Raw genomic sequence first — 17,819 nt, 5'->3', positions numbered from 1 at the left:
GGGTACAAGGTATAGTACGGTGGGGTTAGGGGCTTCGGGCTGCATGGTTAGTTCGTTGCCAGGGGGGCGGCGAGCCGGTCGATCGCTTCGGCCAGCATCCTGTCTTTTTCGGTCACCACGTCGCCGGCGTCGTGCGTCGACAGCTCAAAGCTTACAGTGTTCCAGGAGTTCGTCCACGTGGGGTGGTGATTCATTTTTTCTGCCAGCAGCGCCACCCGCGTCATAAACCCGAATGCTTCGCCAAAGTCTTTGAAGGTAAATGTCTTCTTAAGCCGGTTCTTTTCGTTTTTCCATTCCATACGATCAGGATTTACGCTTACGATTTGAGATACCGCCGGTAAAAAGACCGTGCCTATAACGCCACGATGCCTTCTACCTGAGAAGCTTTGACATACACCTCGATCACCGCATCGCTGGAGGGCATCATCATCTGCATGGTGATGCTGGTATAATTCCCTTGCTTAGAGGCCTTCTCGGTGGGCGTATGCAACGGAAAGAGCTGCTTCAGGTCTCCTTCCTTACCTTTGGGCACTATGAATTTAAAAATATACAGCGATGGCCAGGTATAATGCTGGTCAAGTTTTTCCCGGAAGCCATTGATCCACTGTTCATCCATGAGTAAAAAACAGCGCCCCGGCAGGGATGCCAGGGCGCCGCCATAATGTTATTGATTCAACTAAAAGAACTTATAGCGTTTGTCTGTAATATCAGACTTCTCTTTGATCGCTTCCGCGATGCTATAGCCCGCGCGGTTCTGGCTGCCTTGCTCCAGCTGCGTCTTGTAGACGGCATAGTCACCGGCGGCCGGTGCCACGGTCTTGTTTTGCAGCTCGATCACCACGACGCCGTTCTCGCCGGCGATCGGCTTCGAACGCTTGCCCGGCTCCAGCGAAAACGCGGTGCCTACGGCTACCGGGTCAAAGCCCACGGTCGGCATGGAGTTGCTGCTCAGCTTCAGGTCGCTGCTGCTGTACACACCGGCGTCGTTGCCAAACGCCGCGGCCACTTCTTCCAGTGTGCCTTTCTGCGCGTTCAGCTTCTCGATGATGGTACGGCCTTTTACTTCGTTCGTTACGGCCGGGCGAATTTCTTCTTTCACGACAGACAGCGGGCGGTAGCCTTTGCTGGTCTCGCTGGTCATGATCGCCACGACGTTTTGATCTTCTACTTCAAATACCTGTGATACGGTACCCACAGAGGCGTCGCGGAACAACCACTGTACGATCTGGCGGGCTTCACCCAGTGTGCTGACGCGGCGCTCGCCGGCTGTAATGTTCTTTGCTTCCAGCACGGTCAGGCCGGCGGCTTGCGCTTTCTTGTCGAAGTCGTCCAAGCCGTTCACTTCCGATGCAAAGGACTCTGCCTTGCGGAAGGCTTCGTTCATGGTGGCGTCGCTCGGCACGATCTCGCGCTCTACGGTCGCCAGTACATAGGCGTCGTTGGTCTTGGGGTTGGTCACGTCGATGATGTGGTAACCGAAGTCGGTTTCCACGACGTCGTTCAGTACGCCAGGTTTCGTTGCGGCAAATACGGCATCCTGGAAAGGCTTCACCATTTGACCGGTGCTGAACCAGCCCAGGTCACCGCCCCGTTGCGCGGTACCATCGGTACCAAACTCGCGCGCTTTCTGACCGAAGTCCGCGCCGCCTTTGATGTCTTTCAGGATGTTGCGGGCTTTCTCTTTCGCAGCGGCTTTGGCAGCGTCGCTGGTGTCGTCCCACTTGATGAGGATGTGCCGTGCACGCGCGCTGTAAACAGTGTCTTTAAAGATGCGCGATACTTTGATCACTTTGTAGGTCTGGTTGTCCAGGAAGGGACCGATCACATTGCCTTGTTGCAGTTGGTCTTTCTGGATGAACGTCGGCAGCGAACCCAGGTTGTATTTCGAGTACGGGGTGGTGCCTTCGGTGTTGTTCGAAGCGTAGATCGAGTCGGTCTCGGCATTTTTGAACTCTTCTACGGCACGGGCCAGGTCTTCCGTCACGGCGGCGGAGTCGGCCGCGGAAGGGATCACCTCTACGCTCACATATTTCATGCTGCGTACTTCTTCGGTCTTATATTTCTCTTTGTTCTTGTTGTAGTATGCTTCCAGGTCGGAGTCGGTCACTTTTACAGCCGAGTCGCTTACGGCGTAGAAGGGCACGTATACATATTTCACTTCGGCCACGTCGGTTTGCAGGTGGTATTCGCGCTCGGCTTCGGCTTTGGTGATATAGGCACTCTTGATGAGCAGGTTCTCATACTTGATCCGCTGACGGCCCGGGCGCAGGTCGCGCTGGAAGATCTCCCAGCGGATGCGGGGTTCCGAGGTAGGCGCCATCGTTTTGATCTGCTGCATGTATTCCACCACTTTGTTGGCATTGAACTGGCCGGTTTGCGGGTCGGTGAACGCCTGGCGGATGCCCGGGTCTACGTTCTTGCCTTGCAGCATGTCCCACTCTTCGTCTTCGGTCACCTCAATCCCTACTTTGGCATATTGCGGCTCGATGGCATTGCGGGCGATGAGCAGGTCCCACGCTTGCTGGCGGATGCCGGGCATGTCGCGCTCGCCGGGCTCACGGCCGGTGTTGAGGTACCAGTTGGCCTCGCGTTCGCGCACTACGTTTTGGTAAGTCTCGTACGAAATCTCCGTACCGGCAATCTCCCCAACGTTGTTGCGGCCCCAGTTCATGATGTTCGATTTGCCGCTAAAGATGTCTCCAAGGATAAACGCCGCAATCGCAACAAACACGAAGATCACCACCCAGGTGCCCATTTTGCTGCGCAATGTTCCAATAAATGCCATAAGTATTTTTTAAAGAGCCGCAAATTTAATCCGTTCTCTGTATTAGAAAAATTTCGCCTTAAAATTTAACGCCTAACTGCTCTGAAACGCAGAATTTTACGCCTAAAAAAGATAGCGACTAAACGGCCTTGCCGGAACTCTCGGGTGCGGTGCCCGCAATCGCTTTCACTACTTTGACCATGCCCACGCGGTTCTCGCGCACGGATTGGACCGTAAAGGTGAATTCCCCGGCCGTAATAACGTCGCCCGGGCGCGGAAATTCGGCGGCATGGGCCAGGATCAGCCCGCCCAGCGTGTCGTAATTGCCGGTGGGAAACTGCAATTTGTATGTTTCGTTCAGGTAGCGGATCTCCAGCCGGCCGTTGAACAAAAAAGTGTGGTCGTCCACACGCTGCTCGTCGTCGGCCGGGTGGCCTTCTTCCCGCCCGCCAAACACCTCGTCCATGATGTCTTCCATGCTGACAATGCCGGACGTACCGCCAAATTCATCGATCACGCAGGCCAGGCTTTTGTGCTCGCGTACAAACCGGATCATCAGGTCGTTGGCCAGGGTCGTCTCGGGCACGGTCAGCACCGGCAGCACGATGTCCCGGATGTGCTCTACGTGTGTGAACAATTTATTGGAAGGGCAATAACCCACCACGTCGTCGATGGTGCCGCGGTAAATGATCACGCGCGAGTGACCGCTCTCCACAAAGGCCTGCTGCAGCTCGGCCACGGGGCTGTTGATCTCCATGGCGATGATCTCCGTGCGGGGGATCATGCAATCGCGCACCTTCAAATGCCGGAATGTCATCGCATCCTGCAAAACGCGTGTCTGGCTGTTCGACTCGGCGTCGCGCCGGCCGGCGGCCAGGGCCTTGAGGTACCGGCTCACGTCGTAGGAGCCGAACAGGCGGCCGTCGCCGGGGAACTCGGTTTTCTGTACGTGCACCACCCACAGCCGCGACAGCGCGATGGCCACGCTCACGATGGGCAGCAACGCCACAAAGGCCAGCACAAACGGCATCGCGACTATCAGCAGCAACCGGTTGGGACTGACCGACGACAGGATGACGGGCAGCGTTTCCCACGCCAGCATGACGAGCAACGCCGTGATGACGATGGCCGCCACGGCCATGGCGACGGGATAAAATGTGGGCTCGAAGGTTTCCGGGATGGGCAGCAGGAACCGGCCCATCAGCACCCCGAACGTGAGCACGGACAAAATATAGCCCAGCCGCGTGGTGGCCAGCAGCCACAACGGGTGGCGCAGAAAGAATGTCATGATGCGGGCGGACGGGGAGCCCAGCCGGCCTTCGAGCTCAACCTCCAGGGTATTGGCCGACAGGAAGGCACGCTCTGTGCCTGCAAAGAAAGAACCGAAAAGAATGGTGAGCACGATGCAAAGCAACTGCGCTAGGTCCATAGGGTTACCGCTTCTTCTTTCGCAGTACGATCACAAAAAACAATACCATGGTGAGCATGAGCGCCCAGTATGCCTGACCGAAGCCGAGTGTCATCGTTTGATGAATGCCGATGATCAGAAAAGCTACCGCAAGAGAAAGGATAATGATATCTGATAGTTTCATGGAAAGCCAAAAGTAATATTATTCCCGGCAATTGCCGATCAGATCAACTTCGCCAGCATGCTGATATACCGTTCGGGCACGTCGCCCTTGAGCGCCCCCTGGTAGTCGTTGTAGCTGCAGGGCACGATGCTGTTGCGCGCGTACTTCTGCCGTCCGTTGGGGTAGGGCACTTCCATCCACCACTTCTCGCTGAACTTGCTTTTGTAGAAGGTGATCACTTCGGGCTCTACCGGCATGGACACCGAGTATTTCATGAAATCGTTGCTCTTGAAGTTCTGCTCGTGCTTGCGATGGTAAAAGCCTTCGATAAAATACCACACCATGGTGGCCACCACCGACGCCGTTTTTTTATGAACGTCGTCGAACGCCGGATTATACTCATAGAAGCCCGCGGAGCTGAGCTTTTCGTTCATGCCCGCATACCAGCATACCTGGCAGGCCTCTTCGCCCGTAAGCCCGAATGGCTGCGCATTGCCGTTGCCCGGCGCATCGGCCGAGCGGATGGCCGTAACATCGAACGACAGCATGTCGGCATTGCGAATGGCCGGCTCCATCTCCTGCATGTTGGTGCGCATCTGTCCCACGCGGAAGGCTTCGAAATAGAGCTTCTCCAGCACGGCCACCGACATCGGGTCGATGAGATACGTTTGATACGCCAGGTGCGTGTAGCTGAACAGGTAGTTCGGCTCGTGCAGCAGGATGCGATGGATATGATGATTGCTCGCACCCGACTCGCTCTTGTCGTCGAGGTCTAAAAAGGCATCGACGTTGAGCAGGCTGACCAGCTTGTCCATCGTTTCATAGGCTCCATACTGGCCGTAGTCCAGGTCTTGCGAACCGCCCAGGATCAGGGGCAGCACGTTATCCTCCAGCAGCATGCGGCATACTTCGCTCACGCGCACATAGGTCTCTTCCAGGTCGTGGCCCAACCGCAGGTTGCCCAGGTCGACGATGCGATAGGCGCCGGTGCCTTTCTTCAACCGGTATAATTTCCGGCGGATCTCGTCGGGTGCTTCGGTCGTGCCGGCGTTGCGCGCCGCGCCGCGGGCTTCGCCGACGCCGAAGATGGCGATGTGCGCTCCCTTGTAGTCCGGCATCTTGTCACTGAAGGTCGCTATGTTTTTAAAGAAGCTGGAGTGTGCCGTGATGTCCGCATACAGGGACTCGTCGAGGGGAGAAAAGAAAATGGTTAGATCCATAGGATGCTATAAGTCCCGTGAAGATAAAGATTATACGCCGTGTCGTGCGACCGTACGGGCTCAAATCTCTGATTTTCGGGGGAGGAATGGTATGATCCGGGTAAATTTTGTGTATTTGATTGAGGGTGAGGGGGTTCCCTGGTTGCTGGCGCAAGTCTGAGCGAAGCGGTGACTTGTGCCTATACCGGATGCCAGTTTGCACCTGGCGTCAGGCATTGCCGCGGGCCGGGGCTCGACGGCAGTTGCAAACTGCCTACCGTCGCGGCACAAGTCACCGCTTCGCTCAGACTTGCGCCAGGGCCGTGTTACGGCCCTTCAGGGCTTTTTACGCTCTCACTCTTCACACCCGATGGCTATCGGGTCACGCTGATTCCTAGCCTACGGCTACTTCGAAGAAGCTGTCCTCCTCAAAGTAATTGCGGGCGGTTTGCATGAGCTGCGCGGCGGTGAGGCTGTCGAGCGTGTGGATGAGCTTTTGGTAGTAGTCGGCGGGGAGGCCGTAGAGGAATATGTTTTTGATCTTTTCGGCGTGTGCGAAGGGGGTGGTGATCTCGGACTGCAGGCTGCCGATGAAGTGATTGCGGGCCATTTCGAGCTCTTCTGCACCCACGGGCTCGGTATAGAGTCTGCCCAGTTCCTTGCGGATCTCGGCGAAGGTCATTTCCAGGTTTTCGTTGTTTACGTCGGCGCCGATCACCAGGTAATTTTCGTGCTGCAGGGTCTGCAACGAGGAATATATGCCGTAGGACAGGCCCTTGTCTTCGCGTATGTTCTTCATGAGGCGCGAGCCGAAGTATCCGCCGAGGATGTGGTTGATCAATAATACCGACGCATAGTCGGGATGCGCCCGGCCGATGCTTTTGCGGCCCATGCGAATGGACGACTGCATGCTGCCCTCCTTCTTCTGGTATTGATGTGACGGAAGCGCATACATGGGCTCGATCGTCTTCGGCGCGCCGGGCAACACGGTGAGCGTCGACAGCGTTTCGCGGAGGATCTGCGCGGTAGCGTCGTTCACGCGGCCGGATGCGAATACCACCAGATCTTTGCCATAGGCCTGCAGGTGCTGCACCAGCTGCTCGCGCGTGAGCGCTTCCACTTCTTTTTCTTCCAGCTCTTTGCCGTAGGGGTGCGCCTCGCCAAAGAGGCTGCGGCGGATCAGCTTGCCTGCCTGGAAGCTGGTCTTCTCCTGGTTCACCCGCAGGTTCTGAATATAGATGGACTTGAGCTGGGTCAACTCTTTTTCGGGGAAGGTCGAGTCTTCCAGCAGCTCGCGTACCAGCGCCAGCGTGGGCGCCAGGTTTTTGGTGAGCGTGTAGAGCGACAGTGATACTACATCCAGGCCGGCGCTTACTTCGAAGTGTGCGCCGTATTGGTCAAAGTACTGGGCTATTTCGTAGCTGCTTTTGGTTGACGTGCCTTTCGACAGCAGGTTGGCGGCAAAATACGCGGCGCCCCAGGTCGTCTCGAACCAGCGGCCGGCCCGCATGAGGAATTCCACGCGCACCACTTCCTGCGAACCGCCCGAGACGATAAACATCGGAAGGCCGTTGGCCAATACCTCTGTGCGGGGTCGGATCAATTCAAAATCAATGCTCCGGGTGAACGGAGGCGCTATACTACGATTCAGCATCAAACGATTAGTCAGTAACCGATTCTTCTTTTTCTACCTGGGTAGGTGCTACCGTGAAGTGCAGCGTAAAGCGCAACGTCTCGGCCAGGGGGTGCTCGCGCTTGTTGGTAGGCACCAGGTATGCCATGTCAAAGCCAAAGCGGTCTTTGCGGAAGCCTGCCCCCAGCGTCATGTATTTGCGATTGCCTTTGGTCTTTGCCTCGTTGAAATACCCTACGCGTGCGGCGAACAGGTCGTTATACCAGTACTCGATGCCGACCGAGGTCATGACCTCTTTGAGCTCTTCATTGAAGCCGTCGGGGGCATCGGAGAACGAACCGAACATACCGCTCAGCAGTGAACGGTTGGGATCTTTACCGGCATAGATGTTACCGACCGAATCGTACACGGGCGGTGTCGGCACCAGCAGTTTGTTGAAGTCCAGGATGAAGGTAATGGTATTGTAGGGATCGAGCTCCATTTTGTAGGCTGTGCCCACGCGCAGGTTGGTGGGCAGGAAGTCTTTGTTGTCTCCACCGGTATACGAGATCTTACCGCCGATGTTGGTGACGGTGGCGCCTAAGGACCAGGTTGAGTTCTTTACACCCGTCATCGGCTTTACATAATACACGCCGAAGTCTACCGCGGCGCTCTTGCCGGGCTGGGCATCGTTGCCGGAGAAGGCGCCCGTAATGTTGGAGTGGATGTAGCGTGCGGAACCGCCGATGCTAAAGTTCTCGGACAGCATGCGCGAGTAGGTTGCATCGAGCGTGAACTCGCGCGGGTTGTAGACACCGATCACATCGGTCGGCGCTGGGCCGGTAGTGAACGTGATGTCGCCCAGATCGAAATATTTCATCGAGAATGCCACGGCTTGCTCGCGGTTCAGTTTGTAGAAGGCCGACAGGTAGGCGATCTTCATGTCGTTTACGATTTTGCCCAGCCAGGGCGTATACGACAAGGTGCCTCCGTATTGTTTATCGATAAAAGCGAGCTTGGCCGCGTTCCAGTAGGCTGCGTTTGCATCGGGTGATGTTGCCACCCCTGCATCGCCCAACGCCGCATGCCGGGCATCGGGGGAGATGGCCAAAAACGGAACTGCCGTGGTAATGGCATTGTTCTGACCGATCAGTTCATCTGGGCTAGACACAGAGCCTTGGGCGAAAATTTGACTGGCAAACGTGGTCGACAGCACCACGGCGAAAAGTACTCTAAGCTTCATCCGAGTTGGTTTCAAGGGTATAAAGATAATTATTTAACGGTAATAAGCTTTGTAACACGCTCATTTTTAGAACCATTGGTTAATGAACGAACCGCAACACGCGCCAGGTATAATCCCCCCGAAACATTTTTGTCCAGGTCGGCGGCGACGGTCAGGCGCGGCAATTCTACCCGGTACGAACTCTCCGAAACGGTAAAGCTGGCGCGTTTCAGTTCCAGCCCCGTGACGTCATACACCACCAGCTCGCCTTCCAGGTCGTCGCCCACGCGGTTGTGTGTAAAGAAAAGTGTCGTTCCATCCCGGAACGGATTGGGGTAATTGCTAAACGTTTCGATAACCAACGCTTCACCGTCTGTTACCACAAAATTAATCTGCGCCTGTGCGGGGTTGTTATACGTATCCCAGGCCTTCAGCGTGAGGGTGTGACGGCCGGGGGTCAGGTTGTGCAGCGGGAAGTTCACCCAGCCGCGCGTAAAATCGTTGACATCGGCTTCATAGTAGTCGCTGACTTTGTATATCGTACCATCGTCCAGCACGGCGACCAGCGCGTTGCCGATGCCGTAGTTGGAAATGTTTATGCCGCTGGCGTCGTGCAGCCGCGCCACCAGCGTGGTGGACGGATTGACGATGCCACCGGAGACAAAGGTGGTATCGCCCATATAGAGTGCGATCTGCGGCGGTGTATTGTCGGGCGGAACATTCGGCTCGCTGCCTCCCACCCGGAACGCCGAGGTTGCGCCCGAGGCGTCGCGCAGGTGCTGCGGATCGGAAGCATAGAGGCTCAGTTTACCCGGGCCTATTTCGTACACCAGGTTCTTGGGCACTATGAACGTGAAGGTAAAGGTGCCGTGCTCTACTTTTGCCTTGCCGCGGAACAATGCATTGTCCCACTGTGAAAATGAAAAAGGCGGATCGTTTTTTCCTACGGTGATGTAGGGTGTCGGTTTATCAAAAAGCGTTGCTTCCAGTGTGCCATTGAAGTTGTCGAGCCGGTTGCCGCCGGCGTCGCGCACCTCACCGGTCACTTCTACAGTCGACAAGGCTTTGAGCGTATCGGAGCCGGTGGCGGTCTGGATCGCGGTAACGGCTACATATTGATAGGGCATCGCCAGCGTCATGGACGGATCGGCCAGCAACGAGAAGTTACGATTGCCGACCGCAGCGACGGTATTGTTCTTCGTGAGGCGGTACACCTCTCCGAGGGGCTGATAATAGTTGTCCTGCTTTTGAAACAACGCCTTGTAGAACGCCCGGTTCAGATCGAAGTTCGTCAGCGAGTACACCGGGCGGGCGGTGGTCACCAGGCCGATGGCTCCGCCTTCGGGACGCAACAGGATCTGTTCCGCGCTCGATACCACGACGGGGTCGTCATTGCGTCCAAACTCGCAGGTGGCGGTCACCACAAATGGATATAGTTTATTCTCGAGCGCTTTGACTTCGGTCTCGGTAAAGACGCGCTCGTCTGCCCATACCTGCTCGGAGCCGTGGCCAGTATAATTGATCACCAACGCGCCCTTGTCGAACGTGCGAACGATGTCTTCCGTCATTTCGGGAACCACTTCGCCATTGGGCCGAACGGTTTTGTGATACACTCCCATAAAGATCTTGCGTGTATCGAACTCGGGTTGCAGACTTTCAATCGAGGCGGCCATGTTGTTGGCCTGGAACTGGTGATCGGTTGTAAAATCGTCTACGGTGTTGCCATCGTCGGCCACGAACATGATCTGCTTGCGCCAGCGGTTATAGGACTTTCGGTTGGTGTCGTAGTAGATGATCTTATCGACCGCGACGTTCGCCTCTGCTACCGATTTTACCGGCAGGCGCCCGACGCCGATGTCCAGCGTGTGTACCTGTACGATCTGCTCGCTCCACTGCCCTTCGTCGGGCTCTAAAAAACCGTAGTAGTCGTCTGACGAATAGGTCGCCAGCGGCTCGAGCGAATTACGCGATTCATAGGTAGGCACAAAGTTCGTGTTGCTCACGATGCGGTCTTTATAGTCGTACGACCCTTTACCAAAAAGTAAAAGCGCACGCAGGGTTCCGGGACTTTTGTCATAAATATACTTTACAAAATCCCGGATTGCCGTCACATCCTGGCGGCCGGAAGAGAATTCATTATAAATTTCCTGTGGCGTGACGATTTGAACCGTCCAGTGGCTGTGTGATTCGCGGTGTGCCGCGAGCCGTTGTGCGGCACCTAAAAAATCAGGGTGCGCTACGATGATCAGGTTGGGCGCAGGCATGCCGCGCAGGTTTTGATTGCTTACGCTACCTATAAATTCCGGTGCCGGCGCGGTGGACCGGAAAACAATAAATTCTTTTAGCGTGGTGGTGGAGGTGGAAAAGGATCCGGCCGTTGTTTGCCATGCCGGTGTGTTGGGATCGGTAATATCCCAGACGGTCGTTTGGGTTCCGGCGCCGTCGATCGTAAACGTCGAGGCTGTTTGTCCTACACTTGCGTACGAGCGAAAAACCACCTGGTCTTTGTACAGGGCCAGGGCACGTTCTACCTGCAACAAAAAGAAATCGATATACCCGGTGCCCGTGCCTGTCTTGACATATTGAAATTTCACTTCGTGTGTGGCGCGGCCGCTCACGGACACGCTGCCCAGCGATGCCTGCAGGGTATCCCGGCGATGTATACCCTTGAGGGCATACTGCGAGTCGGGCAGGCCTGCGATGGTTTGCTCTCCCAGCAGTGTGTTGTTCAGGTATACTTTAAAAGAAGTTTGGCTGGTAGACCGCGACATCACGTCCGACACCAGCCGTATGGGTGCGCTCTCGATGATGCCGGGCATGTCTACGGTAATGGTTTGCTCGCCGGCGGTATAAAACGACTCGCCGAACCATTCGCGCCCCGACGACAGCTCGTTGTGCTGGTCCACCTCGTGGTAGGCATAGTCGTCAAACCGGTTTACAACCGGGTAGCTACCGTTCAGGTTCTCCGCCTCGGCCAGGCGTTTGCCGGGGGTATCGCCGACGGTGATGAAATAATAATTGCGCTCGCTGTACAGGTTGCTCTCATAGCGCGTGAACCGCCGCGACGCGTCGGCGCGTTCCAGTGCCGGGCCCTCGGCATAAAAAAGGATGTAATCACCGGAATTAAATACGCCGTCTGCTTCGCCCTGTATAAAGATGGCGCTCTCCACCAGGTCATGGGGCCGGTCGGCGGCATTGGGTTGCGGCAACATACCGCCGGGGTTACCGTGGATGCGAATGTTGCGCGGATCAGTCGACCCGGCAAAGCCCATTTTCCGGAACTGGTCATACGAAATGCGGTAAACACCCCGTGCGGGGACGGCCATTTTATACCAGCTGCCGGATTGCAACACAGACGATTGTGCCGTCAGCAATAAGGGTCCGAGGGCCAGAAGGCCCGCCAGCAAATACCTTATAGAAACGTTTGCGCGCAAGGCTGTGCTATAGGATCGTGAACTAGTTGAACAATACTTTAGCCCCTAACGACATGGCGATGTATAAAAGTATAACCAGGGGCAATGCCGATACCTGAAAAAGTATCAGGAGTAATCCCGTGAGCAACAGGAAAGTAAACCGCAGCTTATTGGTTTTATCGTGCCAGGAGAAGTTTTTGAATTTCAGCGCAAAGATCTCGATGCGCGAGACCAGCAGCAGCGAAAAAACCAGCGTGATGGTCACCAGCAGCCAGGGCTGGTAGAGCCACTCGCCTACCGACGGGGGCAACAACGGCAGCGAGGTGATAAAGATGGTATTGGCGGGCGTGTTGAGTCCTTTGAACGAATCGGTCTGGGTCGTGTCGATGTTAAAGATCGCCAGGCGCATGGCTGAAAAAGCGGCGATGGTAAAGCCGATATACGGCAGGGCTTCGCTGGCGGTGTGTGCACCGATGAGCTTGTACATGACCATGGCCGGTAACACGCCAAAGCTTACGACGTCTGCCAGCGAGTCGAGCTCACGGCCTATGGGCGAGGAGACGTTCAGCCATCGCGCCGCGAAACCGTCGAAGAAGTCGAAGACGCAGGAGGCCCACACAAAATAGGCGGCGGGCACGGGTCGGCCTTCCAGCAGGAAAACAATCCCCAGGCAACCTGAAATAAGATTACAGCAGGTGAGAAAATTCGGCAGGTGTCGGATCATAAAAAAATTAAGGTCGCGGGGATGACACGCCTACAAACGGGTTCGTGCGTTTTTCATACCCAATGGTTGTTTCAGGACCATGCCCCGGATAGACGGTTACATCGTCAGCCAAGGTAAAAAGTTTTTCGTGGATGCTGTGGATCAACGTGTCGAAATTTCCCCCCGGCAGGTCGGTGCGGCCGATGCTGTTGCGGAACAGCACGTCGCCTCCGATCAACACTTTTTGGGCGGCGTGATAAAATGCGACATGCCCGGGCGAGTGGCCGGGTACAAAAAGCACTTGCAGCTGCTGGTTGCCAAATACAAGGTTTTCCCCCTCCTGGAAAAAGGCGTCGGGCTCCGCTTCGGCGTATTGGAAGATGCCGTAGTGGGGTGCGTAGACCTTGACGGACTGCAGCACGGCGGTTTCGGTGGGGTGTATGTACAGCTTTGTTCTGTAGGTCTCTTTCACAAAGGCATTGCCCAACACGTGGTCTACGTGGCAATGCGTATTGAGCAGCATTTTTACCGTCAGCCCGTTCGTCTCAATAAGATCCGCCAGCTCGTAGCGCTCTTCTGCGTCGTAGCAGCCGGGGTCGATGATGACGCATTCTTTTGTTTCATCGGCGAGCACGTAGGTGTTTTCCTGAAGCGGGTTAAAAACAAAAGAATGGATCTGAAGCATGGGCAAAAATAACCGGGAATTTCTCAGAAGGCCAGAGAAATTATTTCCAATTTTAGCACTCGATTTTTGTTCCGTGCAGGCAGTGGATTATATCGTCGTGGGCCAGGGATTGGCCGGCTCGGCCGTGGCAGTACAGCTGCTGCAGCGTAAAAAACGCATCGTCGTAATCGACCAGCCCGCCGGCAACAGCTCGTCGCGCATTGCCGCGGGGTTGTTCAACCCCATTACCGGCAAGAAGATGACAAAAACGTGGCTTGCCGACGCGCTCTTTCCGTACCTCCACGAATATTACCCGGCGGTAGAAGCGCGCACGGCGCGGAAGTTCTTTTTCCCCATGCCGCTGTATCGCCCGTTCCTCTCCATCGAGGAACAGAACGAATGGATGGCCCGGAGCGCCGAGCCGGGATACGGCCCCTACATCGATACCATTCACCAGCGTCCGGCCATACCGGGTATTCACGATCCGTGGGGCGGGTTGATGCTGCGTCAGTGCGGCTACCTCGACACGACCGCCTATATCGAGGCGGTGCGCGGCTGGATCACGGAGGCGGGCACATTGCTGGAGGAGACGTTTGACCCTACGCGTCTGCAGGTGTCGCCGGCGGGTGTGCAATACGGTGCTTACACGGCCCTGGGGATCATCTTTTGTCAGGGTGTGGCAGCGGCCAGGGGTTTTGAATGGCTGCCGGTCAAGCCGCTGAAGGGCGAGACGATCCGCATCAAAACGGGCTTCCAGCACAATGCGATCATCAACCGGGGCGTTTACCTGGTGCCCGGCGCGGGACCCGGCGAGCGGCGTGTGGGGGCTACCTACGATTTCCACGACAGCACCCCTACCACCACCCCCGCGGCCCGGGAAACGCTCGATCAGAAACTGAAGGAACTCGTGGTTTTTCCCTACGACATTACCGGCCAGGACTGGGGCTTCCGACCCACGGTGCCCGACCGGCGCCCCCTGGTGGGCATCCACCCGGAACTGCCGTCCATGGCTGTTTTTACCGGGCTGGGCACGAAGGGTGTAAGCCTGTCGCCGTATTTTTCGGAGGTTTTGATCCGCCGGCTGGAAAATCACACTCCCTTAAACAAAGAGATAGATATTGAACGTTATAAATCATTATATTGAGTTCCCCTAAATGACTATGATGCTGCGCAGAGGTTTACTAGCTGTTTTCTTGATTGTGTTGATCTCCGTTACCGGGTCTGCCCAGCAGGCTAGAGAGGTCTTTGGCAAGAACCGCATTCAATACCGCCAGTTCGACTGGCAATATCTGAGCGGCGAGAACTTTGATATTTACTATTACGATGCCCGCAAGGGCGTTGCCCAGCAAGCGCTGGAATACCTCGAAGGCGAGTTCGATCGCATTACCGACATGATCGACTACCCGCCATACTTCAAAACAAAAGTATTTGTCTACAATTCGCTGGCCGACCTGCGGCAAAGCAACATGGGCCTGAACCGGAACGTGTACAAGGTTGGCGGCGAAACCGAATTCATCAAACCCTATATCGAAGTAGCACACCTCGGCACGGCCCAGGAGTTTAAGGAAGAGCTGTTGTTCCGCATCTCGGACCTGATGGTGAACGAGATGATGTTCGGCGGCAACCTCAAAGACATTTTCCAAAGTTCCATTCTCATGAACCTGCCCGACTGGTTTACGAACGGAGCCTCGCTGTACGTCGCCAAGGGCTGGACGGCCGAGATGGACGACTATATCCGCACGCTGGTGCGCACGCGCAAGGCGAAGCGCGCCACGAAGCTCGGCGGCAAGGAGGGCGCGCTGGTGGGGCAGTCGATCTGGAATTTCATTACGGAGAAGTACGGCAAGAGCAGCATGGCCAACATCCTCAACTATACGCGTGTGACGCGCAACGAGGAGAAGAGTATCATGATCACGCTGGGGATCAGCTTCCGGCAGATGCTGACGGAGTGGCAGCGGTATTATACCGACATGGAGACGGCCACGGCCAAGGTGTATGTCGCGCCCGCCGACTCGCTGCAGTTCAGTCGCCGTCACAACCGCACGACCGAGTTCACCACGGTGAAGCTCAGCCCCGACGGCCGCTACATTGCGTATGCGGAGAACGACCGGGGCCGGTACATTGTAAAAGTACAGTCGCTGGCGAGCGGCAAAGAAAAGACGATCATTTCCGGCGGCAGCAAGGTGATCAACCAACGTGTGGACTACCGCCAGCCGATCATCGCCTGGTCGGATGCCTCCACGCTGGGGGTGATCGGTGTGAAGCGCGGCGAGTATGTATTCTGGCTCTACGACCTGAGCACAAAAACCAAGCAGCCCCGCGCGCTGGAGAAGTTCAGCAACATCCGCAGCCTGCACTTTTCGGACAACGGCCGCCTGATCATTCTCAGCGCCGACTTTGAAGGCAAGAGCGACCTGTTCCTGCTGAGCACGCGCCGCGAGCGTGTACGCCGTCTGACCAACGACCTCTTCGACGATCTCGACCCGAGCTTTATTCCGGGCACGAACCGGATCATTTTCTCTTCCAACCGTACGACCGACTCGCTGCGGGCCAATGCCAAGCCGGAATTCGAGAAGCTCAACAATAACTACAATCTTTTTATCTACGATCTGGACAGCACGTCGGCTACATTGAAGCGTGTAACGAATACGTTGAGCAAGGACATCCTGCCGCTGGCGGCCGACCAGAGCAATGTATACTACCTCAGCGACCAGCGCGGCATCGTCAACCTGTTTAAATACAACCAGGCGACGGGCATTTACTCGCAGGTGACCAACTTCGACACCAGCATCAAAGACTACGACCTGAACCTCAGCACGGGCACGATGGCGATGGTGGCCATGACGGAGAAACAACGGCAGCACATTTTTGTAGACCGGAGCTTCGATGTAAACCGCCAGGTATTTACGCCGGCCACTCGCCGCAAGGAGCTTCAGCAAGCGCGCGTGATCCGCGAGAAGCGCAAACAGGAGAGCAACAAGAACATGAGCATCAAAGACCTGCTCAATGCGCGCCTGAAGGAAGCCAACAAGGAGAAAGATAGCGTGGCGACGGACACGGTGACGGTACCGCCTGCCGACACGGTGAAGGTGCCCGCGCCTGCCGATACGGTAAAGGTGCCGGCCGACACGGTCAAGCGCCCGGCGCCCGAGCTGAAACCGGGCGAGGTCAATACAGATGATTATACGTTCGACGGCCAGCCGATCAACAACACGGTAGAAACGCCGGCACCGGCCCCGGAGAAGAAACCCGAGGTTGTCAACACCGACAACTATGTATTTGAAGACGAGGCGGTCAAACAAACGCAGCCGGCGGAGTCGTTCATGAACCGCTACATGAAAGCGCGCGACCGGCGACGCGTTACGGGTCCGTTCCCGTACGAGTCGAAGTTCAGCGCAGACAACGTGGTGACGTCGCTGGTGGTGGACCAGCTACGGGGTGTGGGCCTGCTGCTCGAAACGCAGATGAACGACATGCTGGAGAACTACCGGTTCTATGGCGGCATCCTGGCACCGATCGACCTGCGCGGCGGCGATGTATATGCCGAGTTTCAATACCTGCCGGCGAAGATCGACTTCAGCGCCCGCTTTGACAGAAAGGCTATTCGCTGGGAAACGGTCACGAACGACGACATCAACAACAGCACGGACTATAAATATACCATGCACCGCCTGGAGATCGGCGCATCGCTGCCGATCACGGACCGCCTGCGGGTAACGGTAAAACCGTTCGGCGCGGTAACGCGTACCGCCGACCTTGGCCTTGCCGACTATCCTTCGGCCGAGCCCGTCACCGAGCCGATCAATAACTACTATGGTGGTGTGCGGTCAGAGCTCGTGTACGACAACTCTGTCTCTACGGGCCTCAACCTCATCGAGGGTTCGCGCGGCAAGGTCAGCTTCCAGCACTACCAGGGCCTCAGCAACAAAGCCCTGAGCTTTAGCCAGGTGTCGGTCGACCTGCGTCACTACCAGCCTATCTACAAGGAAATCGTGCTGGCGCTGCGCGCTTTTGGCGGCTCGTTCTTTGGCAAATCGCCGAAGCTGTACATGCTCGGCGGTATGGATAACTGGCTCTTTAACGACTCCCGTTATACCGGCCGCACCAGCAAAGGCCAGCCCAACCCGCTCTCGTCGGTCGACCTGAACCGCGACGGTGTTGCAGACCCGAACCCGGATCTGCTCTTCCTCGAGTATGCTACCAGCCTGCGGGGTTTTGATTACGGTACACTCTTTGGCAACAGTGTGCTGTTGTTCAATGCCGAGCTGCGTGTGCCCCTGATCCGGGCGCTGGTGAACGGGCCGATCTCGTCGAACTTCCTGCGTCACATGCAGCTGACGGCGTTTTACGACATGGGTACGAGTTGGTCGGGCAAGCCGCCCTTCTCGTCCAACAACAGCGTAAGCTATACTGTTGTACAGGGCGGCCCCTTTGAAGCCGAAATCAAGAATTACCTGAACCCGTGGCTGTATAGCTACGGCACGGGGCTGCGCACCATGTTCCTGGGGTATTATGTGAAGTGCGACCTGGCCTGGCCAGTCGAAAATTACAAGGTACGCGACCCGCAATTTTACGTAACGCTCGGGTTCGACTTCTGACAGACATTTCTCTATCTTGCACAAGATTTGGGTGCGGCATGACTCATCATGCCGCCCTTTTTAATTTTTGACC

The 17,819-nt window shown here is 56.2% G+C and carries 13 protein-coding genes; 2 read left to right on the top strand and 11 right to left on the bottom strand.

The genetic code is table 11. The features are described 5' to 3' along the window. Positions 1-47: 47 nt before the first annotated feature. The 11 genes from KK078_RS26530 to KK078_RS26480 form a co-directional block, all read right to left on the bottom strand. Complete coding sequence (locus KK078_RS26530) at positions 48-299, bottom strand: 4a-hydroxytetrahydrobiopterin dehydratase (protein WP_254093367.1); 252 nt, start codon at positions 297-299, stop codon at positions 48-50. 53 nt (positions 300-352) lie between these two features. After that, complete coding sequence (locus KK078_RS26525) at positions 353-616, bottom strand: DUF493 domain-containing protein (protein WP_254093366.1); 264 nt, start codon at positions 614-616, stop codon at positions 353-355. A 60-nt stretch (positions 617-676) separates the two neighbouring features. Beyond that, a complete protein-coding gene (locus KK078_RS26520; protein WP_254093365.1) occupies positions 677-2,785 on the bottom strand; it encodes a peptidylprolyl isomerase in 2,109 nt (702 codons plus the stop codon). 118 nt (positions 2,786-2,903) lie between these two features. Next, positions 2,904-4,193: a hemolysin family protein gene (locus KK078_RS26515; RefSeq protein WP_254093364.1), complete on the bottom strand. Its 1,290-nt coding sequence runs from the start codon at positions 4,191-4,193 to the stop codon at positions 2,904-2,906. Positions 4,194-4,197: 4 nt separating this feature from the next. Further along, a complete protein-coding gene (locus KK078_RS26510; RefSeq protein ID WP_254093363.1) occupies positions 4,198-4,356 on the bottom strand; it encodes a hypothetical protein in 159 nt (52 codons plus the stop codon). Between the two features lie 38 nt (positions 4,357-4,394). Beyond that, positions 4,395-5,555: a formimidoylglutamase gene (locus KK078_RS26505; protein WP_254093362.1), complete on the bottom strand. Its 1,161-nt coding sequence runs from the start codon at positions 5,553-5,555 to the stop codon at positions 4,395-4,397. A 373-nt stretch (positions 5,556-5,928) separates the two neighbouring features. Continuing rightward, positions 5,929-7,188 carry a M16 family metallopeptidase gene (locus KK078_RS26500; RefSeq protein WP_254093368.1) on the bottom strand — a complete coding sequence of 420 codons (1,260 nt, stop codon included), beginning with the start codon at positions 7,186-7,188 and terminating at the stop codon, positions 5,929-5,931. A gap of 7 nt (positions 7,189-7,195) precedes the next feature. Beyond that, the gene (gene porV / locus KK078_RS26495) at positions 7,196-8,389 is read right to left on the bottom strand and encodes a type IX secretion system outer membrane channel protein PorV (RefSeq protein ID WP_254093361.1); all 1,194 of its coding nucleotides are present in this window, start codon (positions 8,387-8,389) and stop codon (positions 7,196-7,198) included. A gap of 29 nt (positions 8,390-8,418) precedes the next feature. Continuing rightward, a complete protein-coding gene (gene porU, locus KK078_RS26490) occupies positions 8,419-11,775 on the bottom strand; it encodes a type IX secretion system sortase PorU (RefSeq protein ID WP_254093360.1) in 3,357 nt (1,118 codons plus the stop codon). A gap of 49 nt (positions 11,776-11,824) precedes the next feature. Then, positions 11,825-12,505, bottom strand: coding sequence for a CDP-diacylglycerol--serine O-phosphatidyltransferase (gene pssA / locus KK078_RS26485; protein WP_254093359.1), 681 nt, complete (start codon positions 12,503-12,505; stop codon positions 11,825-11,827). Positions 12,506-12,512: 7 nt separating this feature from the next. Further along, positions 12,513-13,169 carry an MBL fold metallo-hydrolase gene (locus KK078_RS26480; RefSeq protein ID WP_254093358.1) on the bottom strand — a complete coding sequence of 219 codons (657 nt, stop codon included), beginning with the start codon at positions 13,167-13,169 and terminating at the stop codon, positions 12,513-12,515. Between the two features lie 73 nt (positions 13,170-13,242). On the opposite strand from KK078_RS26480, the gene KK078_RS26475 reads away from it, so the two are divergent. Beyond that, the gene (locus KK078_RS26475) at positions 13,243-14,292 is read left to right on the top strand and encodes an NAD(P)/FAD-dependent oxidoreductase (RefSeq protein ID WP_254093357.1); all 1,050 of its coding nucleotides are present in this window, start codon (positions 13,243-13,245) and stop codon (positions 14,290-14,292) included. Between the two features lie 16 nt (positions 14,293-14,308). Further along, positions 14,309-17,746, top strand: coding sequence for a translocation protein TolB (locus KK078_RS26470; RefSeq protein WP_254093356.1), 3,438 nt, complete (start codon positions 14,309-14,311; stop codon positions 17,744-17,746). Positions 17,747-17,819: the final 73 nt, after the last annotated feature.

The sequence above is a fragment of the Dawidia soli genome, assembly GCF_018598185.1.
GTDB classification, from domain to species: domain Bacteria; phylum Bacteroidota; class Bacteroidia; order Cytophagales; family Cyclobacteriaceae; genus Ohtaekwangia; species Ohtaekwangia soli.
The sequence above is the reverse complement of the archived record's forward strand: the minus strand, read 5'-3'. Positions and strand labels throughout refer to the sequence as shown.